The sequence below is a fragment of the Pseudomonas sp. Irchel 3A18 genome (genome assembly GCF_900187465.1).
Classification (GTDB): domain Bacteria; phylum Pseudomonadota; class Gammaproteobacteria; order Pseudomonadales; family Pseudomonadaceae; genus Aquipseudomonas; species Aquipseudomonas cichorii.
This window is the reverse complement of the sequence record NZ_FYDI01000005.1, coordinates 506,730-529,683: the sequence shown is the minus strand read 5'-3', so window position 1 is coordinate 529,683 and position 22,954 is coordinate 506,730. Positions and strand designations below refer to the sequence as shown.

Here is a 22,954-nt window from a genome sequence, read left to right as displayed (position 1 = left end):
CCCGACTATGCACCCCAAGGCAATCAGGCTGGCCATCCTTATGCTTTTGGCGTTAATGATGGCTGGTTGCGGCGACCGTATGGAGCTGCATCGCGATCTGACCGAGCAGGATGCCAACGAAGTGTTGGCAGAGCTTGCGGGTAAAAACATTGACGCGCAAAAGCGCCTGGACAAGGGGGGAGTCGCCGTCCTGGTTTCCACGCAGGATATTTCCCGTGCGGTGAAGGTGCTGGAGGCCGTAGGCCTGCCTCGCCGGTCACGCTCGACGCTGGGGGAAGTATTTCGCAAGGAGGGTGTGATTTCCTCTCCCATGGAAGAACGGGCGCGCTATATCTACGCCTTGTCTCAGGAACTGGAGCAGACCCTGTCGCAGATCGATGGTGTCGTGGTTGCCAGGGTGCATGTCGTGCTGCCCGAGCGCATTGCGCCGGGGGAGCCGGTACAGCCGGCCTCGGCGGCGGTGTTCATCAAATACCGCCCGGACCTTGAGCCCGACAGCGTATTGCCGCGTATACGGCGCATGGTTGCCAGCAGTATTCCCGGCATGGCCAATGCGGACGAGAAAAAACTGGCAGTGGTGTTCGTTCCTTCTCAGGGTTATCAGGAGTCGGTGCCAATGGTCAGTGTCGGGCCGTTCACCATGACGCGCGACCGCCTGGAGTTCTGGCAGTGGATGGCGGTGCTCTGTACGTTCGGGATCGCCCTGATGCTGGCTGGCCTGTGGGCACTCAACCCGCAATGGCGACAGCGCTTCATGCCGCGGCCTGCTGTAGCAGCGGAACCGCCGAAATGAAAGTGAGCGAGCCGCAGGCGCTGGTCTGGGTATGTTGGTGGACCCAGGGCTGGCGCCAGGCCCATGAAAGTTGGCAACTGCACGATTCGGCAGGCATGAACGCCTCAACCTTGAGGCTGTTGGGGCAGGTCGATGACGCAATGGTCGACCGCTACCTGGGCATGACTTCGACCCTGCCGCCTGCACCCGATGCCCTGTTGTTGCCCTTGCTGGAGCTGAACGATGAGCAATGGGCGCTGGCACTCGAACTCTGTGTGGGGATCTGTGCCGGCAGTCGCCTGCCGCGCCCTGATAGCCTGGACGAGCCGGCCTGGCTCTGGTGTCGTCGCTTGGGCAGGGCCTTGCAGCCCGGGCACTGGCTGCCTGAACACTGGGACGCCCGACAGCCTCGGGTTGCGGGTCTGAGTCTGTTGAGAGCGTGGGTCGGTGACCGGCTCTGGCAGCGACTGCGGGTCAAATTCGCTCGCGATGCCGTGGATCAGGCCGAATGCCTGTCATTGGATGACATACCCCAAGCCAGATTGTGTGCCTTGTGGCAGGCCGTGGGTGGGTACGTTTTGAGCAACAGCATTGAGGGAAGTCCGCATGTTGACCAGTCGCAGTCTGACGCTTACCAGTAACCGCTCCACGGTTAACGAGCCGCTTCTGCGCCGGGAAGTTCTTGAGCAGAGCCTGCTGGCAGAGGAGCTGCTGGAAGATGCCCGTGCCCGGGCACGGGAAATTCTTGAAACTGCCGAGGCTGAAGCCGAGGCGTTGCGTCGGCGCTGCGAAGAAGAAACCTGTGCAGAGGTCTGGCAGCAGGCCCAGTCATTGCTCGATGATCTGCGCGAGCAACGGGAGCAGACACTGGCAACGATTGTCGAGGCAGCTGAAGACCTGGTGCAGCAGGCATTACAGCTTGTGCTGGGCGAATTGTCGGACGGCCAGAAAGTCGGCGCAGTCCTGCGGCAACTGACCTCGGCCAGCCCCAACGAAGAGTCGGCCTTGATCTATTGCCATCCCGACCAGATACCGCTGCTTGCCCAGAGCCTGGAAGAGCAGGGGCAACTGGGCTGGACGTTGCGAGGTGATCCGAATCTTGACCTCGATGCCATCAGCCTGCGCACCGAGCATGGGGATTTCAGCCTGAGCTGGAGCGCCCTGCAACGTCATCTTTGGCCTTGATCGGAATATTCTGGAACCAAACTCCTGCGCTTGCCACTCAGTCATGAGTTCCCGAACCAGGAGTATCACCATGCTTTCTTCCGATGCACTCAGACGCCGTCTCGACAACAACTTCGAAAACACTCAAAAGGATCTGGACTCGGCTGCACTGAGTCTGGACGCCTTCTCTCCGGATGATTGGCACGCCTTCAACTCGGCTATCCGGCAGTCCTCGACTGCCAGCTGGGCTGTGAACCAGGAAATTGTGGTCAAGCACAACCTGGCCAAGGCAATCATCAATGAAATCCGCTGATCTGACCGTTGCTGTCGAGCGTTGGCTCGACAGCAACGAACCTGTCTTGCTGTTGCAAGTCGATCAGCAGCCGTTAAGCATCAAACGCAGCAATGCAGGGCTGATTTATCTCGCACCGCTGAGCGCGGCATGGCGCGGTGGCGATGATGGGCTCGAGGCCGCATTGCGCCTTTCCGGCCCCAGCATCAGACGCTTTCGCGGGGCGCTGGCACTGGATCCCGAAACCAGTCACTTGTGCCTTGTGCAATACCAGAAGTTTCAGAGTACGGCATTGGTCATTCATGACATCGAAGAGCTGGTCAACCAGCGCGATGTCTGGGAATCGATGCTTGAACCCAGGAAGGTGACCCCGCCAAGGCAATTCATGCGGCCTATGGCACTGAGAGGCTCTTATGTTTAAGCAATGCTTGAAACGACTGTGCTGCCTTGGACTGCTGTGCATGCAGGCAGAGGTTGCCATGGCCGCAGTACCTGAAGAGTGGCGCCAGTCTGCTTATGCCTACGAGGCAGCCCAGACTCCCTTGAGCACCGTGCTGAAGGATTTTGCCAGCTCCTATGGCGTGGGCCTGGAGATGAATGGCGTCAGCGGTGTGGTGGATGCAAAGATTCGCGCGGGCAATGCCCAGGAGTTCCTGGATCGCATGGCCCTGGAACATCAATTTCAGTGGTTCCTGTACAACGGCAAGTTGTACGTGAGCCCACAGTCGGGGCAAGTCTCGCAACGGCTGGAAGTGTCTTCCGATGCCGCCCCCGACCTGAAGCAGGCGCTGACCGATATCGGTCTGCTGGACAAGCGTTTCGGCTGGGGTGAACTGCCGGATGAGGGAGTGGTGCTGGTCAGTGGTCCGGCTCGCTATATCGAGCTGATCCGCGGTTTCAGCAAGGAAAAGGTCAAGGCTGAAGAGAAGCAGCAGGTCATGATGTTTTCGTTGCGTTATGCCGCCGTGGCCGATCGCGAGATCCACTATCGGGAGCAGAGCATCACTATTCCCGGTGTTGCGACACTGCTCGACGGCTTGCTGGACAGCAAGCAGGTCGTACCGCCTTCACCCCAGGACCCGATGGCCAATATCCAGGCCTTGCAGGGCATGGCGGATATCGGCCGCAACAAGATCATCAACCTGGCCACCGAACGTACCGCCTCACGTGACAAGCCCAAGGCCGGCAAGACCTCCAGTAATCGCAAGGTGGTCGCCGATGTGCGCAACAATGCGGTGCTGATCTATGACAACCCGGAAAAGCGCGACATGTATCAGCAGTTGATCCAGCAACTGGATCAACCGAGCAATCTGGTGGAAATCGACGCAATCATTCTGGATATCGATCGTACCCAACTGAGCGCTCTGGAATCTCGCTGGTCGGCACGTGCCGGCTCGGTAAACGTTGGCAGCTCACTCCTGACCGGTGGTTCGGCCACGCTTTCCATCAGTGATTTCGATCGCTTCTTTGCCGACATCCAGGCGCTTGAAGGGCAGGGTGTGGCATCCGTGATCGCCAGGCCTTCGGTGTTGACCCTGGAAAACCAGCCCGCCGTGATCGATTTCAGCCGCACCGCGTATATCACGGCCACCGGTGAGCGGGTCGCCAACGTGCAATCGGTCACTGCCGGGACCAGCCTGCAAGTCATACCTCGTACCATTGCCGGTGCGCAGCCCAACCGTTTCCAGTTGATCATCGATATCGAGGACGGCCAACTCGATCGTTCTCGCGACGGCGAAACCCCGGATGTGAAGCGAGGCACGGTCAGCACCCAGGCGGTCATCAGCGAAAACCGTTCGTTGGTGATTGGCGGGTTTCATGTCGATGAAACCGGCCAGCGTCATGACAAGGTGCCGCTGCTGGGTGACCTGCCTGTTCTGGGCCCGCTGTTCACTTCCAAGCGCCAGGAGGTTTCACGACGCGAGCGTCTGTTCATCCTCACGCCAAGGCTGATTGGTGACCAGATCGATCCTGCGCGCTACATCGCCACTGAAAACCGTCCACAACTGGATAAGGCGCTGGCCCTCAGTGGTTCGCCCAACAGTCGCGAGCGCAAGAAAATAGCCATCTCCAACGCTTTTGCCGACCTGGTCAAGGGACGTATCCCGAGTGATGTTAAAGAAGCATCGTCTGGTGTGCGTCTGGGGGACCTGTGTAGAGTGGGGAGTGGGCTTTCGATTGATCCTGCGCGGGGTCAATGGTTTGGCGGTAATGGCTTCGATATTGCTGTCGGAGTCGTGCGCAACAACAGCAGCAAGGCTCAGGATTTCTCTCTGGCATCTTGCTCCGGGGGTCGTACACTTGCTGTAACAATGTTGCCTGCCGGGCGCCTTCAGCCAGGTCAATCAACTGAAGTGTTTGTGGCAACCCGGCCGGTGGCGACGATTGCGACACCTGCCAGTCCTGCCAGAGTATCAATACTGCCGCCTTGAAACCTATGGGATGGAGAACGGTTTCAGGCACAGTGACATCTATTGTTTAAATAGCGACACAACCCATTAACACAGTACTTTTCAGGGCCGAATTCAGTACAGTCCGTTTGTAGGGAGAATCCGAAATGAAGTTGTTACATGCAGGTGCCTTATTTATTGTTACTCTCTTGTTGAGTGCTTGTGCGACAATGCAATCATCTTGTTCTGCCAGTGAATGCCAGCAAGTTGACGCCAATAGTTCCGGCCTTAAAGTTTGGTGGTCTCCTGAACTGCGTAACGACGCAACTGAATACACTACGGTACATTTGAATGACTGAAACGATTCTGCGTAGTAGCGACCAGCGAGATTTCCTTGTCAGCATCGGCGAGCAGCAGCCGAGTACCTGGCAATGGGCCCCTGGCATCGATTTCGTGTATCGCAGAGACAGCGTGGGCTGGGGGCTGGCGCTGATGATAGAGCGCCAGGCGCAGCGGCCCAACCTCTTCTCCGACACGCTCAAGCGCCGCTTCGAGGACGTCGAGTCCTATGACGGTTACTATATCTGTCTGGACAATCAGCAACGGTTCGTCGTCTGGCACGAACTGGGTCGTGATTATCGACGCGAAGACACCTTGCATGGCCTGCTCAGTGAGTTCCTCACATTGACCGGGTTTAAACACTAGATTCAGAATATTTATTCCAGCCGGAACCGCTCGCCATTAATTTTCCACTCAGTTGTCGCACTGGATCCATTTTTTGAGCAACGACAAACTTGAGGAAAATTCAATGGCGAACTCCCAACGCGACGCGCAACGTTTTATTGCGCGTCTTAGTGAAACACTCGGTACATCTTTAACCCTCCAAAATGGTGTCTGCGCTTTGTATGACAGCCAGAACCGTCAAGCCGCCGTTATCGAAGTGCCCAAGCTCAGTGACAATGTGGTTATTCATTGCAGTCTGGGCCAAGTGCGCAAGAGCCAGGAAAACATGCAGCGTCTGCTCAACATCAACTTTGATGTTGCAAGTCTGCGTGGCTGCTGGCTGGCCCTTGATCAGCAAGAGCTGCGTCTGTGCACCCAGCGTGAACTGGCTCGTCTCGACGAAGTGCAGTTCTGCGATCTGGTCAACGGCTTCATGACGCAGGTCCAGCAAACCCGCACCACCGTTCAGCCCTTGCTGAATTGAGTATTTGTTTGGGAACCGTCTGTCGGCTGTTGCCACACAACGGTGAGTGCCACTACGGGGTCGATCCTCTCGATGGCACTACCCCCGGCCAGAACGGCATTGATTGCCGTACTCCGGATACTCTAAATGAAGGAACGAGGTAGAAAATGGCTGATATCGCGGGTATTTCGGGTTTTTCCCAAAGTGGTCTTTCCGGTCTTTCGGGACTCTCCGGTGGTCTGGGTGGGGCTACAGCTGGTGCTGCTACGGGGCAGGGCGGACAATCCGCTCTGGAGCAACTGGCCGGCATGCTGGCTGAAATGTTGCTCGGTTCCGGTTCTGGCTCCGGTGGTGCTGGTGCCGGCGCAGGTTCGGGTTCCGGTGCGGGCCAGGCTGGCAAGTCGGGCCAGAGCGACATCGACTCCTTGCTGCAGTCCCTGCAAGGCGGCGAGCAGAAGGATGGCAGTTCCAAGGGTGCTAACGGCACTGGTGACGAATCGTCCAAAGAGCTGCTGACTCAGGTTCTGATGGCCCTGTTCGAAAAAATTCTTGGCGGCTCCGACTCTTCGTCGGGCGCTGGCGAAGGCGGTGGCAACGGTGCGGGCTCCGGTTCCGGTTCGCCGGTAAGCGGTGCAGGCGGCGGTGCTGGTGGCGGCACCAAGGGGCTTGAAGGTCTGGGCTCAGGCCAGGGCCTGGGTGGTGCTCAGGGTGCAGGTGGCGGTTCCGGCAGCGTTGAAGACCTGGTCAACACGCTGATGAAAAGCCTGGGTGGCGGCTCCATGGATAACGCGATCCAGCCGACCTCCGATGGCGGTGGCCAGGTATCCCAGGACGGCAAGCTCAAAGAGCTGCTGGAAATGATCGCCCAGTTCATGGACAGCCATCCGGAAACCTTCAACCAGCCGTCTGACTCCTCCAGCAAGGGGACTGGCGGCGGTGGCGGTGGCGGTGCTCCGGCTGGTGGTGGCGGCGGTGGGGCTCCAGCTCCATCTGCGGGTGGTGGCGGCGGTGCTCCAGCTCCATCTGTGGGCGGCGGTGGTGGCGGTGGTGCCCCAGCTCCATCTGTGGGTGGCGGTGGTGGCGGCGGTGCTCCAGCTCCATCTGTGGGTGGTGGCGGCGGCGGTGCAGCTCCAACTCCATCCATCGGTGGCGCGGCTCCGACTCCTGGCACAGGTAGCCCTGCAGGCACTGGTGCTGCTGGTTCATCCACGCCAGTATCTTTCCCGACTGCTTCGGGCAGCCCGACCGTAGTCAACGAAACGATCAAGGTAGGTCCGGGCGAAGTGTTCGATGGCCAGGGCAAGACCTTTACTGCCGGCCCTAGCCTGGGTGATGGCGGACAGGGCGAAGGACAGAAGCCAATGTTTGAACTGGCTGAAGGCGCCACCCTGAAAAACGTGACCTTCGGTGAAAACGCCGCTGATGGCGTGCACGTTCGTGCTGGCAACGAGAAGGCTGTAAACGTCGATAACGTTCACTGGACCAACGTCGGTGAAGATGCACTGACCGTGAAGGGTGAAGGCGGTGCCAAAGTCACTAACCTGAACATCACCAACAGCAGTGCTCAGGGCGCCAATGACAAGATCTTCCAGCTCAATGCCGACGCTAACGTGAGTGTGGACAACTTCAAGGCCAAGGACTTCGGTACTTTCATGCGCACCAACGGTGGGCAGCAAGGCAACTGGAACCTGGACCTGAAGAACGTCGACGCTGAAAACGGCAAGTTCTCCTTCGTGAAGAGCGACAGTGAAGGCCTGAACCTGACCACCAGCGGCATCAACCTGAAGAACGTAGAGCACCCTTACGACAAGCTGCCGGGTTCTACCAACCACAAGGAGGTCTGATATGACAGCCACGGAACAAAAGCCTGAAGAGGTGTCATGGTCCTCTCTGGTACGCAACGGCGGTTACCTGACTCCGGCACAGCGTCAGGCGTTTGAAAGTGCAATCGCTCTGGTCAACGAGCGTCTGCAGAGCACCCTCGACAAGCCGGGTAACCGGGTCAATGGCCAGTTCAGCCTGAACAATTACATTGACAGCCTGGAGTCGGACTTCAAGCGTGATGCAGGTGCTGACGAGCTGCGTGGCGATGCTTCGCTGACAGCCTTCTGGATCGTGCGGTTGTTGGCTGATCGCTTGCTGGAAGCTGCGGGTGCCAAGCCGGTCGTGCACTGACAGTGCGTAAGGCGGGAAACAAAACGGGCTCTTGAAGAGCCCGTTTTTTTATGGGCGCTGTTTGCGTTTGCTGACTGGCACTACCCTGGTAGGAGCGAATTTATTCGCGAGAGGCCCGTGAAGCTGAAGAAATCTATCGTCCTCAATGACGTCTCGCGAATGAATTCGCTCCTACGGGAGGGGGGAATTCATTCGCGAAGGGCCATCAAATCCAATAAATATACGTCGTTTGAAACCCCACCTTGCGAATTCATTCTGCTCAAAACACAGACACAAAAAATCCCACAGGCGTTACTCACGCTCTGTGGGACGGGTACAGCGTTTACTTCAATCAATGCTTCATGAACTTCTCTTTCTCGAACTCCATGTAGATGATGGTCCGTGGAACCGGAGTGGCGTTGACGGCGAAATGATCCAGCGAGCCATCGAAAATCGCGCCTGTGCCCGGTTTCTGGTGATAGAACTCGCCCGCCACGTTCAGGTAGGAGTAGTTGGCTTCATTGGCGGCGCTGAGGGTGATGTGCATCTGCAACAGGCCTTCATCCGTCAGTTCCGGGTGACGGTGCAAGCTCAGAAAACTGTGAGGCGCCATACGGGCCAGGGCCACGACTTTTATGCCCTTGAGCGGCTTGAACAACTCCAGAGTGCGGGGCATGGTCGCCTGGGCCGGGCCGATAGGCGTGTCTCTGAACAGCAGCGCATATTGCGTCCAGTCACGGTTGCCTCCTTCGGCACCCCAGCCCTTGAGCCAGCCGTAATCGCCACCCTGTTGCAGGTGTTCGCTCAGTTCTTCGTGTACTTGCTGATGCTGCTTGTTGGTACGGTCGATATCGAGCAGAGGTGCATCCAGAGTCGCGAGCTCTTCCTGGATCACCGCGCAGTTGGCGACCAGGTTGGCCAGTTCCGGAAAATCGTCGAGAGCATAAAAAGCGGTAGTCATCTTGAGGTTCCTTTGAGCAGTCAAAACACAGAACAGGTGAGGCTCGCGGCGCAATTCTGTTTGCGCCGCGAGCCTGTTTTTTACGTCAGTGAACAAAGAACGGGAGCGGCTTAGCTCTTGAGTTCCAGTCCGCTTTTCTGCAGGTCTTGCATTACGGTTTTCTGTGTGTCCGATGCTCGGGAAATCTCACCGTTCACGAAGTACGCCTTGGGTTTGTCCTGATCCTCGCCGTAGGTGAAGTTCACCTTGGCCAGGGTCTTGTTCACGGCCATTGAGGCTGAGCTATTGGCACTGACCAATGGCGTGGGAGTGGTGAAACCTTCGGTCTGTGCTGCGCTCTTGAAGATCGAAATAGCCAGGACCCGCATGTTGTCGCGGTTGCTGAGCAGTTCGAACATTTCTTTTTGCGTGAGAGTGCCATCCCGGCTGCCGGCATCGACCCTGTCGAAGACATGGTCCTTGGGCTCCAGGCGAACCCGTGCCAGGGTGCCAGGCTGGCTTTGAAACTCTTTGAGTATCGACTTGAGTGCCGGGTCCTGATCGATCAGCTTGGCGATGTTCTCCGCGTTGCTGGTCTGATGATTGCCGTAAATCACACTCATGATCTTGGAAGTAAGGTTCTGCGAGTCCAGGCGCGCCAGGTTGGTGTAGTTACTTTCAAAGCGACCATTGTCCAGCACGCTGTGCTTGTTGACCGAGGCTTCCTGCTGGGCCGTGGAACGTTTCAGAGAACGCAATGCTGCGTATTGATCATCGTTTTCCGGCGTCTTGCTGGCAAAGAAGTCATTGAGCCCCTTCAGATGAATCTGGATTTTCTCCTTGGCACTGGCGTCCTTGTATTCCGGTTGTTTATGGTCGGCCAGTCGAGTCAGTTCGGCCTTCGAAGCCTTGTCCTTGAACGCATCGCCCAACGACGTTGCGAGTTTGGTCACATTGGCGGTGGTCAGCGGTGCCGCCTCCTTGAACTGGAACTTGATCCGCTTGGTTGTCTTGTCGTCAATGGAGGCGGTTCCAGTGATGCCGTTGGTGCTCGTGATTGCCTGAGAGCCGGGGGCCGAGCTCGGGGTTGGATTGGTATGGCCGCCGACAACCTGAGCGCGGGCGAAAAATCCGGCATTGAAGTTGTTGAGCAGACGAGGCCTGTTCTGGGATTTTTCATCCATGCGACTGGTATCGTTTTCCTGACTCAGTTTTTGCCAGGTGAAGTTGGCAAGATTGACGTTGGCGGTGAAACCGACACCGAAGCGTGCAGAGGCTGTCAATGGCTTGCTGTCATGATCCGAGATGCCCAGTTGTACGCGGAACTCGGTGTTGGCCCCCGCAGTCAAGTCGACATTGACCCGCTTCATTTCGTGGGCCTTGTGGTTTGCGCCTTCCTTGAGAACATCCAGTGCTGTCAGCTTGCCTGTGAAGAGGTTGTCGACGAACTGATCGATCTTTTCATCCGGCACTGTAAATGCCACACCGGTACGTTGGGTGTGGGTACCCGCAAGCGTTATATCGCCTCCTACGCGAAAGGCCAGTGCGCCACGTTTTTCATTGCCCAGATCCAGGGTGGTCAGTTTTGCGTATTCACCGGCGCTCGTAATGTCCGGCAGGACATCCTTGCCGGCTCCCACGGTACCGCTGAGCAGGTTGGCACGTTCACGAAGCAGATAGACTTCCACGCCCTTTTCGCCGCGCTCGGCCGCAAAGGCGTAATTGCGGGTGTTGGTGTACTGCCCGCTGGGGAAGGGGCCTGTCACGTGTTTGGCTATACCAATGAAGGGCGTGCTCAAGGTCATGCCGTAGCTGCGTGAAAGGCTGATTTCGTCGTCCGGAAATTCCAGCTGCTTAAGCGAGTTCTTGAATTTTTCAGCCAGCTCGGCCTGATCCTTGCTGCCGGTGGCGACGCGCATGTTGAGGCTGGTGGCGTGATCCGGCTTGTGGAAACCGTTCAGGAAAGCCTTGATTCCGTCGTAGGACTTTTCCAACTGATAGTGCTCGGTAAAACCCATGTCCGAAACGTGCTTGATCGGATTTTCGCCATAGGTCTTGTCGCGCAGATGGGTCAATTCGTGCTTGATGGCCTTTATCTGGGCATTCTTGTCGGGGCCATCAGGGAGTTTTTCAGCTTTGTCCAGCAGCTGTCCGACCTCATTGAGGGTCTTGATATCCAGAGCCAGGCGTGCCTTGGTCAGGGCATGTTCATCGTGGCCATGGCGACGCTTGCCCGCGGGGGTATCGGCATCCAGATGCTTCATTTTCAGGCCCATGCCCTGCAGGGACTTGAGCAATGCGCCGGTCGGGTTATCCGAGGACGGAGAGACTTTGTCCAGAGCACCCTGAGTCAGTGCCATCAGGTCATTCTTGGGTTCATTACGTTTTGGAGGCGCAGACTCCAGTTTACTCGCGGCTTTTTTCCCTTTTTCCGTGGGCTCTCCATGAAGGTTGAGCAGGCCTGCTTTTTCGCCCAGGGTCATGACCGCCTTGCGGCTGTGGTTTTCCAGCTCTTCGCGGAAAGACTCCAGGCTTTTGGTCAACTCCTTGCCTTCTTCACCGATATCCAGTTTGGCGATGCGAGTTTTCAGGTCGTGGCCGGCTTCCGGGGCCTTGCCTGGTGCCTGGCGGATTTCCTTCAAGTCATGAAACAAGGGGGACTGGGCATTGTAGACGTCTGCCAGACCGACCCGGCCATTGATCTTGTGGTCGAAATAGTTCACTACGTTCTTGGCCGGTCGTATTTCCAGATCGGGCTTGAAAACGTAAGCCTTGGTGAACTCTACCGTGCTGGATTTATTGCTTTGCTCTATACCGCTGCGGCCCAGCAGGTTGGAGGTATAGTTTAATGTGCCGACTCCGGGAATGCTCACCCTTGCCATGCTTTTGTCGAGTCGATTGAATATCGTGTTCAGTTCGTTCTGATCGGCAGGACGATGGTCAATGGTTTGCCATTTCTTGTCCTTGAGCTGATAGGCGCCGTTACCATTGGGGTCGTTTTTCAGCGAAACGCTGAGCGTGTTATCCACTTCTGTACGAATACTGGCTATCTCACTCCCGAAGCTGAGAGGGATTTTTTGCCATTTGGGCTCGCTGTCTGTTTTGGACTCCGATGCCTTGGGGCTTGAAGGTTTGTCCGCTGTTGCAGTGGAGGTTGAAGGTTTGTCCGCTGCTGCGGCGGATGTTGAAGGTTTGTCCGCTGCTGCGGCGGATGTTGAAGGTTTGTCCTCAGCCGCTGTGGAGGTCGAAGGCTGGGACTGCAATGGCGTATCCGTCGGTTTTTTCTGCCAGTCCTCGTTGAGCATGAAGAACAGATCGCCATTGCTGGTTGCAGCATGCACGCCATTGGCGTCCAGGGTCAGGTAGGCAACAGTGCCTTCCAGGCCATGGCGGGTCATTTCAGTTGGATCGCCTTCCTTGTGGTGGGCGGTCATGCGGCCTTTGTCATCAAGGGCCACGAACTGTTTGTCGTTGTACATGGCAAAGTCTTTGATCACGCGGTCCTCCAGGCCCGCGATGGCATCGCCCAGTTCGACCTTGGTAGAGCGTGGCGTATCTTTCAGGTTGTGGGTGTCGTTGAAGGTGCTCTTGCCGTAGTCGGGAGTCACTTTCAGCTCGTGAACCTTGCCGTCCTTGAGCACATAGGCATTGCCGTCGATGCCGCGTTTCAGCGCATCGATATCTTTGACGCCGGTGTCTTTCCAGGCCTGAGTGGTCGTATCCCATGCCTGGATACTGCCATCCACCAGGCCTACGCGACCGTTCCTGTGCAGGTCGTAGATGTTTTCCGAAGTCGGCTCGCTCTTTACAGGCAGGCCCTGGGTATTTTCCAGAACCTTCACGTCCGAGAGGTTCCAGCCGCTCTGGAGGCTGGAGGTCTTTTCATCCAGGGTATGGGAGTGGACCTGGCCGGCACCGTCCTTGACCAAGGCATGCATCTGCCCGTCATCACCACTCATGAAACCGGTGACCTGATGACGCGCTCCCAGCTTGCCATCTTCTGGCTGGTAGTTTTTCTCCGGCATGAGTTTCAGGACGCCATCATCGCTTTTAAGCTCGTTGCGCGAGGCGCTGTACAGCTTGCCTTCGGTATCGGCGACGAACAGGCGATCCTTGGTCAGGCCGATGCTGCTGGCTTCGGACTTGCCATCGTTGAGGTTGAGGGTGATATGCAGCTCTGGCACTTCCCCCATCTTGCCCAACTGCAGGGTCTGGGTGTCCTTGCCCGCCAGCATGGCCACGGTTCCGTCGGAGGCAACCGAATGTGCCGCCAGATCCTTGAGTTGGATTTCGGGTTTTTTATCGCTGGACAGATTGATCAGCGAGTCGCCGCTACGGGCATAGAGCTTGCCGTCACCTTCCGTTGAAAGGCTGCTGAATTTTTTGTCGCCTGTATCGGGAAGGGGGGACCACTTGGAAGTGTCCGACTTGAACTGATAAAGCTTTTCATCATGAAGGCGCAGCGTCTGGCCGCTGCTGTCCTGATGGGCTCCGCTCAAGTGGGCAATGTGCGCTTTGTCCGGCAGGGCTTGTGTGACCGTCGATTTCAGGCCTTCGAGGTTCATCGAGTTGCCCTGGCGTTGGAGCGTGACGCTGCCAGGTTTGCTACCTGACGGTACATCCAGCGATTTACTGCTGCGCAACAGGGTGAAGCCTGTTTCACTCTGCTGCATCTTGAGCAGGTGGCCCTTGGGTTCCAGCAGGACCTGATCGTTGCCTTTCCCCGTGTAATGATGGGCCAGGTAGGTTTTATCCTTTTTGCCAACGGTATCTTGAAGCAAGGTGTTCAGCGCCGGTGGGCTGAAGTTCTCGAAACTGGCCTTGCCTTTCTTGTCCAGAGTGACCGCGTTGCTATCGGGTCTGGGGAGGGACTCGCGGCCTTCGTTGAGGGCCCGGCCCAGGCCATCGCTGCCACTGAGTCTGGTATTCGATCTGCTTCTGGCCTGAGCTGCGTTCTGAAGCGCCTGCTCATCACGGGAAAGCTTCGGTGATCCGGTTTCGGTAATCTCCTGCTTAGATGATGTACCGGCCTCTTTCTGGATTGGCGTTTCTTTGGCTGACTCGCCTGCGCTGCTCTTGCCTTCGGCTTTATTCGATTTCGAGGATTCGGCTTTAGGTTTGCCCATCAAGGAGTTTTTCAGTGCGCTGTTGCGCAGTGGCCAACCCATCTCCTCTGTTTTCAGCACAACCGGGTCATTTTGTGCCAGAGGCATGGCTTCTGACTTGACGCTGCTTTCTGCGTTGCTTTCGGATTTCTTCGATTTCGAGGATTCTGCCCGGCTTTCTCCGCCCCCAGAGCGCCCCAATTTATCCGAACCGCGCAGGCTTGAGCCCGCCCCGCGCATACGCTGTGCTGTGGCTTGAGCGGCCTGATCGCTGGCGTCCTGATTCTGTATCTCGGACTGTCCGCTGCTCTGCACGCCGATCTTTGGCGTGGCCTGCAGGTCCTGAGTCACCGGGCCGGTTTTTGTGGTTGAGTGCTGACCCAGTTTGTCCAGTGAAGTGGCTGTGCGCTGTGTCGGTGGCTGGTTTTGCTGGTTGAGGCCTTGCGGGTTGTGGCCCGAGGACGTCGCGCCATGTATCTGGCTCGTGCCGGGTGTGTTGTTAAGCGGAATCATGAGCATTCTCCGTGTCATGGACTGACCGGAACAACCTCGCGATGGCTGTCCGGCCGTAAAGGAAGGTTTCCTTTGCCCTGAGTGGAAATGCCCTGTGACTTGGTTCCAGCATGGCGATGCCGTTTGCGGCTTTGCCTGGCTTATGGGACGAGAATGCTTCTCTTTGAAATACCCGGCTACAACTGTGTCGATATTGATACGTTCGGAAACTGTTATTTTCCCGCCATGACTGCACCAGCGCCATCCTATTGATGCTTGTGTATCGCAACTCAATACATTTGTTTACCCCTCACCCTGGCTGATCAGCAGCAGGTGAATGTCCGTGACCCTGTTTTTCAATCATTCGACCAGATTATGGGCGCCGAACCCGTTCGCCCCTGAAAAGACCTGTAGCTCCAGGATGGAATATGCAAAACACTGTAATTCGCTATAACTGCGTGGGCTGCGGGATCTGCTGCAAAGGCCGGCTCATACCCCTGACGCTGATCGAAGCCGAGCAATGGCTGGCCCGAGGTCATGATGTAGCGGTGGTGCTGGAAGCTTTCAACGAGCTGACCTGGCCAGCCGACTCAAGACAATATGCCCACGGCGCAGGCCGGTCGGTCGCGGTCAATAGTGATGACAGCAGCATCCGCGTTATCGCGGTGTTCGTTGCCAATGCACTCGACCAGTGCCCGAATCTGCGTGCGGATAACCTGTGCGGCATCTATGAAGAGCGCCCGCTGGTCTGTCGGATCTACCCTATGGAAATCAATCCGTTCATTGAGATGAGCAGTGACAACAAGATCTGTCCGCCTGAATCATGGGGCAGTGGTGACATCCTGTGTACAGACGGTGTCGCCAACCCCGAGCTTCAGGCGCTGGTCAATCAGTCCAGACAAGCCGATATCGTTGACGCGGCAACCAAGATAGCCGTGTGCGCGCAACTGGGCATCAAGGTCGCGAGCTGGAAGGAGAATGCATTCGCCGTCTATTTCCCGGAGCGTCTTAAGCTGATCGATGCGATACGCGACAGCAAGGAAGCCGCCGTGGATGACTGGACCGAGGGCTGGAAGGTACGGGTGGATGATTCAGAGCTGCGTGAGCGCCTGACTGCGCACCGGGTTCCGCTGGCCAGCAGTGACGCTGCCGATTATATCTTTCACAGGCTTTAACGCTTATTGCGTCAATAAATGGATGAATTCAATCCTATAAGTCCATCTTATCAATTAAATGAGTCGGCCATATCCTAGTGACAACAGGGCACATGCCCCAACCTCACACACAGGGCGTCGCTGACTCATGACTATTTCATCTTCCCTTAACCGCACTCATCACAGTATTCACGATCACCAGCACAGCTATTTACTGGCGGGTAATGACGAGCAGGCGCGTGCCATCGTCCATCGCACCCATGGCCGAGTGCATGGGCCTGTCACTCGCCTCGTGAGCCCGAGCGACCTTGGCCAGATCCTGAAGCCTTTCGTGTTTCTCGACATCTTCAGCACTCTGCCAAACGCCAGACCGCAAGGCTTCGGCATGCATCCTCATTCCGGCATTGCAACGCTGACCTTCATGGAGGCCGGTGAAGTGATCTACGAAGACACGACTGGCAAGAAGGGCGTTCTGCCCGCTGGCGGTGTCGAGTGGATGAGTGCCGGCAATGGCATCTGGCATTCGGGTACGCCGTTCAGTGAAAAGGCGATGCGTGGCTTCCAGTTGTGGGTCGCGTTGCCCGCCGCAGAAGAAAATGCGCCCCCTGAAAGTCATTACCTTGCCCCCGCGCAGATTCCCCGGGAAGGCCCGGCGCGAGTTCTGCTCGGTCGCTATGGCAATGCAGAAAGTACCATCCCGGCTCCTTCGGACATGACTTATCTCGCCGTGACGCTTAAAGACGGTGAGCGGTGGCGCTTCACTCCGCCATCGGGTCATACCGTGGCGTGGCTGGCGGTCAGTGAAGGGCGACTTGAGGCCGGTAGCGCTTTGGATACCGGCGAGCTGGTGGTGTTTGAAGAGTCAAACCAGGCCATCGATCTGGTCGCGCAGGGCACAACCTCTTTTGTACTGGGCTCGGCTGTGAAGCATCCCCACGAACTGGTGATGGGTCATTACTCGGTTCACACCAGCAGGGAAGCCCTTGCACAAGGTGAAGCCGAGATACAGCGCATCGGTGCTGCTCTGCGGCGCGACGGGCGACTGGGCTAACACCCTTCAGCATCATTTCAGAACGAATATTTCAGCCAAAGTAAGGAGTTACCCATGAACATTCTTCACCTCGATTCGAGCATCCTGGGCGCCCATTCGGTCAGCCGCGCACTGTCTACACAGATTGTCGCAAAACTGCAGAGTGAAACGCCGAATGCCGTCGTGACCTATCGGGACCTGGCAGCAACGCCGGTACCGCATCTGTCCGCCGCTTATCTCACGGCTCTACAAGCCACAGGCGTTGATCACTCGCCGGAGATACAACGCGACCTTGAGATTGGTGCGGCCACCTTGCAGGAGTTTCAGGCTGCCGACACCATCGTGATAGGTGTCGCGTTCTACAACTTCACCGTGCCTACACAACTCAAGGCCTGGATCGACCGGGTTCTTGTGGCAGGCCAGACCTTCCGCTACACGGAGCAAGGGCCTGAAGGACTGGCGGGTGGAAAACGTGTCATCCTGGCGGTCGCACGTGGCGGTAACTATGGACCAGACTCGCCGATTGCCAGTATGGAACATGGCGAAACCTACCTGCGCACCGCGCTCAACTTCATCGGCATCACCAACCCCGAGGTCATCCTGGCCGAGGGTGTTGCCTTCGGCCCCGATCAGCGTGCTGCTGCGATTAGCGCCGCCGAGCAGCGGATTGCCGAGCTTTCTGTCTGATTCCGTAATACCGTCCCTGTCGGGCCGACCAGACCAAATCCATCTCGCTTACTTCTCCTCCGTAGCCAATCCAGGCTGGCCGCAATGGCTACCTGGACTCGGCGCATACGCCCAGCTTGACGACATTGCTGCGACACGCCAGCGATACGATCTGACTCCTCAAAAAACGCAGGTAGCCCAGGGATGATTTCAGCCTTGGGCACCACCAGCGGTACTTCTTCTTCCCGATACTCCCCCCAACTTAGAACACACCCCTATGACAGTAAAAAACTGTGCGCCCAATACCAAATCAACAGACGAACACCAACGTAACCTGGCAATTGCGGCGCTGAGCCTGTTTGTCTTGCTGGTTGTCGGGGCTATTTTCTGGCAGGTGTTGTATCTGCGGGACGTTCCACCCTCAGAGCCGACCACTGATGCCCTGATAGCAATGACGGTTACCGATGCGCCCGTGCGGTTGGCTGAATGGCCGGTCCATTTGAATGCCTCCGGTGCAATTGAGCCATGGCAGGAGGCGGTTATCGGCGCACAGGTCAGTGGGGTTCGACTCACTGAGTTGCTTGTTGGCCCGGGGGATGTGGTGCGTCGAGGCCAAGTGTTGGCGCGATTTGAAACCGAGGCCTTGCGCGCCGATGTTGCGCAATTGCATGCGGCACTCAGGCAGTCGAAAGCTCTGGCTGTACAAGCGGTTGCCAATCGTGAGCGCGCACTCAAACTCAAGGAAGTGGGGGCCATGAGCGAGCAGGACATATCGAACTCGGTGACCGAGGCTGAAACAGCCTTGGCACAGGTTGAGTCCAGCCAGGCTCAAGTGACGTATCGGGAGTTACAGCTCAGGTATGCAACGGTTGTATCGCCCGATGATGGTGTGATCAGTACCCGCACTGCAACGATTGGCACAGTAGGCGCGGTCGGCGATGAGCTGTTTCGGCTCATACGCCAGAGTCGACTCGAATGGCGAGGTGAGCTTACCGCTGCGCAGGCAGGGCAGGTGGCTGCTGGCCAGATTGTGACGTTGGCGCTGCCAGATGGCCGGGGCGCGCAAGCAACGGTCAGGCAAATGGCACCCGCGTTGAACGCTCAAACGCGCCTCGCAATGGTGTATGCAGACATCATTTCGGGCAGCACAGCGCGAGCTGGCATGTACGTACAAGGGCGCATTTCAGTGACGCAGCAGAATGCGTTGGTGGTGCCCGCTGGCAGTGTCTTTATCCGCGATGGGCATAGCCATGTATTCAGGCTCGATACGCAACAAGGTGCTGCGAAGGTATCTCTTCAGGTCGTGAAGACTGGCCGCCGTCAGGCTCAGGATGTAGAGATTGTGCAGGGTTTGAGTGAGGGCGATCGTGTTGTGGTACAGGGCGCCGGTTTTGTGAATGATGGCGACAGCGTAAGGATTGTTCAGGCACCTGCGGTTGCGATTTCTGCTACGACAGTTGCAAACGGAGCAGAGAAATGAACCTGGCTACCTGGTCCATACGCAATCCGATCCCCTCTATTCTGCTGTTTGCACTGCTTATCCTGGCGGGCACATGGGGGCTGTGGACGTTACCGATTCAGGATATGCCCGATGTCGATATGCCGGTTGTTCGCATAGCGCTTTCGCAACCCGGTGCTGCACCTGCTCAGCTTGAAACCGAAGTGGCGCGTAAAATCGAAGACTCTCTGGCCACACTGGATAGAATCAAGCACATAAGAACCTTGATCACCGAGAGTTCCGTGAATATTTCGGTGGAATTCGAGCTGGGCAAGCCTCTTTCCGATGCATTGATGGAATCCAGGGATGCCGTTGATCGTGTTCGCTCCGACTTGCCTGACGATCTAATGGAGCCGCAGGTAAGCGCTGTGCGTGCGAGTAGTGAAGCTATTCAGACTTATGCCATCGCCATGCCAGCCATGAACGAAGAGGCTTTGTCATGGTTTGTGGATGACACGGTAGCCAAGGTGATATTGGGGGTAAAAGGTGTCGGTCGTTTCGAGCGTATCGGTGGTGTGATGCGGGAAGTACGGGTGACTCTGGACCCCGCTTTACTCATCGCCCACGCTGCGACTGTCGGCGAAGTCTCGCTTGCATTGAGCAACGCTCAGCAGCAAAGCTCAGGAGGGCGCGCCAGACTTGGTGGTGGCGAACAGGCGGTGCGGACTATTTCACTGGCCGGCCAGGCTTCCGAGTTGTCGGCATTGCCGATTGCGTTGTCGGACGGACGATCACTGCGACTGGATCAGTTGGCAACGGTCACTGATACGGTTGCCGAACGCAGTCAGATAGCACTGTTGGACGGGAAGCCTGTTGTCGGTTTCCGGATCTACCCATCCATGGGGCAGGACGTTACTCGAATCGCAGCCGGTGTAAAGACGGCGCTGGCCGGGTTGCAGCAAAAGCGTCCGGGCATGCAGAGCACTCTGGTCACTAACAGCGTTGATTACACGCAAGAGCAATTCGATGGCTCGCTGTTCATGCTCTACGAAGGGGCGTTATTGGCTGTGCTGGTGGTCTGGTTCTTCCTGCGGGACTGGCGAGCCATGTTGATAGCCGCTTCGGCACTGCCTTTGTCGATTCTTCCGACATTCGCTGCCATGGCGTGGTTTGGTTTTTCGCTTAACACGGTAAGCCTGTTGGCGCTGGCAGTCATAGTCGGCATCCTGGTGGACGATGCGATTGTGGAAGTCGAGAACATTGAACGCCATGCACGCATGGGCAAGCCTATGGAGCAAGCAACGGCTGATGCTGTTACCGAGATAGCGCTGGCGGTGATTGCTACCACAATGGCGCTTGTCGTCGTGTTTCTCCCCACCGCGATGATGGGCGGGGTGCCCGGCCTGTTCTTTCGAGAGTTTGGTTGGACCGCAGTGGTTGCGGTGCTGGCTTCGTTATTGGTAGCCCGGCTGATTACTCCGATGATGGCAGTCCGGTTTCTGAAACCGTATCCCCCTCGTGCGGATGAATCCGAAGGGGTGGATGGCCGCGTGATGCGCACCTATCTGCGTCTGGCCCATTGGTGCCTTATGCATCGCAAATCCACGCTGGCCCTGACATTTGCATTCATGGTCGGTTCGTTGGCTCTCGTACCTTACTTGCCAACGGGTTTAATGCCGGCTTCTGACCGTGGATACACCACAATCAGCATCGAATTACCTCCTGGCAGTGCACTACAGGATACCCTGACAACCGCCGAAGCGGCTCGTGCCCGACTGGCCACGCTGCCTGGCGTCCAGAGGGTGTTATCGACTGTGGGGGCGGCGCAGGCGGACAGTGATAATTTACAGGGTGGAGACGTGCGTCGCGGAGCTTTGGATGTGACGTTGATGCCTCGCGCCGAACGTGGCGATCAAACGTCGATTGAAAACACCCTGCGTGCAGCACTGCAGAGTGTACCGGGAGCACGTTTTACCGTAGGCAGCGGTAATATCGGCGAACAAATGTCGATCATTCTGACCAGTGATGACGCTGTCGCACTGAAAGTCAGTGCTCAGGCTATCGAGTCTGAGCTTCGAGGAGTACGCGGCTTGTACAACGTCAGTTCTACGGCAAGCCTGGAGCGCCCGGAAATTACCGTCCGGCCCGATCTGGTAAGGGCTTCCGAGTCTGGCGTCAGTACAGCCGCAATTGGCGAGACGGTACGTATCGCAACGGCCGGAGATACGGACTCACGACTTGCGCGGCTCAATCTCGACAATCGACAGGTGTATATACGCACACAACTGCCTGAGGCTGTTCAGCAGGATGTCGAGTCCTTGAGCAATCTTCGAGTGCGGGGCCGCGAGGGGCTTGTGCCGCTTGGGAATGTGGCACACATCAGCATCGGCAGTGGTCCGGCACAGATTGAGCGCTATGATCGGCGCCGCTACGTGACCATCAGTGCCGAACTGGGTGGGACGCCCCTTGGCCAGGCGCTTGCTGACACCCTGGCTTTACCTGCGGTGCAAGCCATGCCGTCGAGTGTGCAGATTGTTCAGGCAGATGATGCCGAACTCATGGAAGAGTTGGGGCTTGGCTTCGGGTTGGCCAGCCTTATTGGTGTGGTGTGTGTTTACTGTGTTCTGGTGTTGCTCTTCAAGGATTTCCTGCATCCGGTCACCATTCTTTCGGCTATTCCTCTGTCAATGGGCGGGGCTTTTGTCGGTCTGCTCGTTGCGGATAGCGAGTTGAGTATCCCGTCAATGATCGGGCTTATCATGCTGATGGGTATTGTGACCAAAAACTCGATTCTGCTTGTCGAATACACGATTGTAACGATACGTGAGCAGGGCGTGGCGTTGAATACGGCGCTGCTTGACGCTTGTCACAAACGTGCGCGCCCCATCGTGATGACCACTATTGCAATGATCGCCGGCATGTTGCCGATCGGGTTGGGGTTGGGGGCCGATGCGAGTTTTCGCCAACCGATGGCGGTGGCAGTGATCGGCGGACTAATCACATCCACTGCTCTCAGCCTGCTCGTCGTCCCAGTGGTCTTTTCCTGTATGGAGAGTGCGCAGCGCCGGATTCGCCACTGGCTTTCTCCACGTTCTACGACAGGGCTCCTGCGTACTGTGTGACGATGGCAAGCCTCCCTGATGCTCGCACCTGTGCTATACCCGGACAGCCAGGTGCCAACGTCCTTTACGACATTGTTACGACACGCCAGACGTACGATTCGATTGCTTGAAAACCTTGGGGTGTAAACCCGGCCTGGCACGCTGTCTTGCCAGGTTGTGCGCCCCCGATCCTGAAACCAATCGGAACTCCTGGCACTTATGAATAAATCCTGCTCAGTCCTGGCCTGCTTGCTCACCCTGCCAACCCTCGCTACCGCGCAGACGGCCTCACAGGCTGACTCCCCACGCTGGGGCTTGGGGTTGGGCGTTGGGATATCGGAAAGTCCTTACGCGGGTGAAGGTACAAAAATCACACCGTTGCCACTGATTCATTATGAAGGGGAGCGGTTTTTCGTACGTGGCCTGACCGGTGGCGCGCATCTGATTCGCAATGAAGGCTTCGAGCTGAATGCCATTGCCTCGCTACGGATGGACGGGATAGATGCCAAGGATTTTGGTCGTAAGGAACTGGCCCGTAACGGTATCGACAGAAACCTGCTCGAAGATCGTGACAATGGTCTGGACATGGGTCTCTCTGCCTCATGGCGGGGGGCAGCAGGCAAGTTTGAATTGGTCGCCAAGACCGACGTAAGTGGTGCCAGTGAGGGGTTTGAACTGTCGGCCAAGTACGGTTATGAGTTTGAAGTCGGTCGCGGCAGCCTTGAACCGACCATCAGTGTCAGCCACCTCTCCAAGGATACGGCGAACTACTACTACGGCACCCTGAAAGACGAAGTGGCGCGAGGCGTCGTTGACTACAAGCCTGGCGCATCGACTATCCCTGAGCTAGGCCTGACTTACATCCACCCGATCGGCCAGAACTGGCAGTTCATGAGTTCTGCGCACTACAAGTTCCTGCCCAATGACATTCGCGACAGCCCGCTGCTTGAGGATGACACCCATGGCGAAGGATCGGTTATGTTTGGCATCTCGCGGCGCTTCTGAGGCAAGGCACCGTTGCCTGCTTTACCCTACCTCTCGTTCGTGGAAAGAAACTGCAATTCGCAACC

18 protein-coding genes are annotated in these 22,954 nt (G+C 57.1%); 16 read left to right on the top strand and 2 right to left on the bottom strand.

The annotated features are described in order from the left end of the window. Positions 1-7: 7 nt before the first annotated feature. From sctJ to CKW23_RS13170, 10 genes are all read left to right on the top strand, one after another. Positions 8-793 (top strand): type III secretion system inner membrane ring lipoprotein SctJ, encoded by a 786-nt coding sequence (gene sctJ, locus CKW23_RS13215; protein WP_095067707.1) that lies wholly within the window; start codon positions 8-10, stop codon positions 791-793. Then, positions 790-1,413 (top strand): hypothetical protein, encoded by a 624-nt coding sequence (locus tag CKW23_RS13210; RefSeq protein WP_095067706.1) that lies wholly within the window; start codon positions 790-792, stop codon positions 1,411-1,413. The genes sctJ and CKW23_RS13210 overlap by 4 nt, the downstream gene beginning before the upstream one ends. Continuing rightward, a complete protein-coding gene (gene sctL, locus CKW23_RS13205) occupies positions 1,379-1,957 on the top strand; it encodes a type III secretion system stator protein SctL (protein ID WP_095067705.1) in 579 nt (192 codons plus the stop codon). Before CKW23_RS13210 ends, sctL begins: the two co-directional genes overlap by 35 nt. A 70-nt stretch (positions 1,958-2,027) precedes the next feature. Further along, the gene (locus tag CKW23_RS13200) at positions 2,028-2,249 is read left to right on the top strand and encodes a serine kinase (protein ID WP_025259532.1); all 222 of its coding nucleotides are present in this window, start codon (positions 2,028-2,030) and stop codon (positions 2,247-2,249) included. Next, a complete protein-coding gene (locus CKW23_RS13195) occupies positions 2,236-2,649 on the top strand; it encodes a type III secretion system chaperone (protein ID WP_095067704.1) in 414 nt (137 codons plus the stop codon). Before CKW23_RS13200 ends, CKW23_RS13195 begins: the two co-directional genes overlap by 14 nt. 58 nt (positions 2,650-2,707) lie before the next feature. Further along, the gene (sctC, locus tag CKW23_RS13190; RefSeq protein ID WP_256590448.1) at positions 2,708-4,660 is read left to right on the top strand and encodes a type III secretion system outer membrane ring subunit SctC; all 1,953 of its coding nucleotides are present in this window, start codon (positions 2,708-2,710) and stop codon (positions 4,658-4,660) included. Positions 4,661-4,969: 309 nt separating this feature from the next. After that, positions 4,970-5,323: a hypothetical protein gene (locus CKW23_RS13185; RefSeq protein WP_025259535.1), complete on the top strand. Its 354-nt coding sequence runs from the start codon at positions 4,970-4,972 to the stop codon at positions 5,321-5,323. A gap of 103 nt (positions 5,324-5,426) precedes the next feature. Then, a complete protein-coding gene (locus CKW23_RS13180) occupies positions 5,427-5,825 on the top strand; it encodes a type III secretion system chaperone (RefSeq protein ID WP_025259536.1) in 399 nt (132 codons plus the stop codon). A 146-nt stretch (positions 5,826-5,971) separates the two neighbouring features. Continuing rightward, positions 5,972-7,648 carry a pectate lyase gene (locus tag CKW23_RS13175; protein ID WP_095067702.1) on the top strand — a complete coding sequence of 559 codons (1,677 nt, stop codon included), beginning with the start codon at positions 5,972-5,974 and terminating at the stop codon, positions 7,646-7,648. A gap of 1 nt (position 7,649) precedes the next feature. Then, positions 7,650-7,979, top strand: a complete 330-nt coding sequence (locus CKW23_RS13170) for an HrpW-specific chaperone (RefSeq protein ID WP_095067701.1) — start codon at positions 7,650-7,652, stop codon at positions 7,977-7,979. Between the two features lie 331 nt (positions 7,980-8,310). On the opposite strand, the gene CKW23_RS13165 is transcribed toward CKW23_RS13170, so the two are convergent. Both CKW23_RS13165 and CKW23_RS13160 read right to left on the bottom strand, forming a co-directional pair. Next, positions 8,311-8,919: an aspartyl/asparaginyl beta-hydroxylase domain-containing protein gene (locus CKW23_RS13165; protein ID WP_025259539.1), complete on the bottom strand. Its 609-nt coding sequence runs from the start codon at positions 8,917-8,919 to the stop codon at positions 8,311-8,313. Between the two features lie 110 nt (positions 8,920-9,029). Continuing rightward, positions 9,030-14,516: an AvrE-family type 3 secretion system effector gene (locus CKW23_RS13160; RefSeq protein ID WP_159918423.1), complete on the bottom strand. Its 5,487-nt coding sequence runs from the start codon at positions 14,514-14,516 to the stop codon at positions 9,030-9,032. A 407-nt stretch (positions 14,517-14,923) separates the two neighbouring features. On the opposite strand from CKW23_RS13160, the gene CKW23_RS13155 reads away from it, so the two are divergent. The 6 genes from CKW23_RS13155 (at position 14,924) to CKW23_RS13130 (ending at position 22,889) form a co-directional block, all read left to right on the top strand. Continuing rightward, positions 14,924-15,670: a YkgJ family cysteine cluster protein gene (locus CKW23_RS13155; RefSeq protein WP_095067699.1), complete on the top strand. Its 747-nt coding sequence runs from the start codon at positions 14,924-14,926 to the stop codon at positions 15,668-15,670. Positions 15,671-15,797: 127 nt separating this feature from the next. Beyond that, the gene (locus tag CKW23_RS13150; RefSeq protein WP_095067698.1) at positions 15,798-16,700 is read left to right on the top strand and encodes a pirin family protein; all 903 of its coding nucleotides are present in this window, start codon (positions 15,798-15,800) and stop codon (positions 16,698-16,700) included. 54 nt (positions 16,701-16,754) lie between these two features. Next, positions 16,755-17,366 (top strand): FMN-dependent NADH-azoreductase, encoded by a 612-nt coding sequence (locus CKW23_RS13145; protein WP_025259543.1) that lies wholly within the window; start codon positions 16,755-16,757, stop codon positions 17,364-17,366. A gap of 256 nt (positions 17,367-17,622) precedes the next feature. After that, entirely contained in the window at positions 17,623-18,825 is a 1,203-nt protein-coding gene (locus CKW23_RS13140; RefSeq protein WP_025259544.1) for an efflux RND transporter periplasmic adaptor subunit, read from the top strand. Further along, positions 18,822-21,905 (top strand): efflux RND transporter permease subunit, encoded by a 3,084-nt coding sequence (locus CKW23_RS13135; protein WP_095067697.1) that lies wholly within the window; start codon positions 18,822-18,824, stop codon positions 21,903-21,905. The genes CKW23_RS13140 and CKW23_RS13135 overlap by 4 nt, the downstream gene beginning before the upstream one ends. A 198-nt stretch (positions 21,906-22,103) precedes the next feature. After that, complete coding sequence (locus CKW23_RS13130) at positions 22,104-22,889, top strand: MipA/OmpV family protein (protein ID WP_038399790.1); 786 nt, start codon at positions 22,104-22,106, stop codon at positions 22,887-22,889. Positions 22,890-22,954 lie beyond the last annotated feature (65 nt).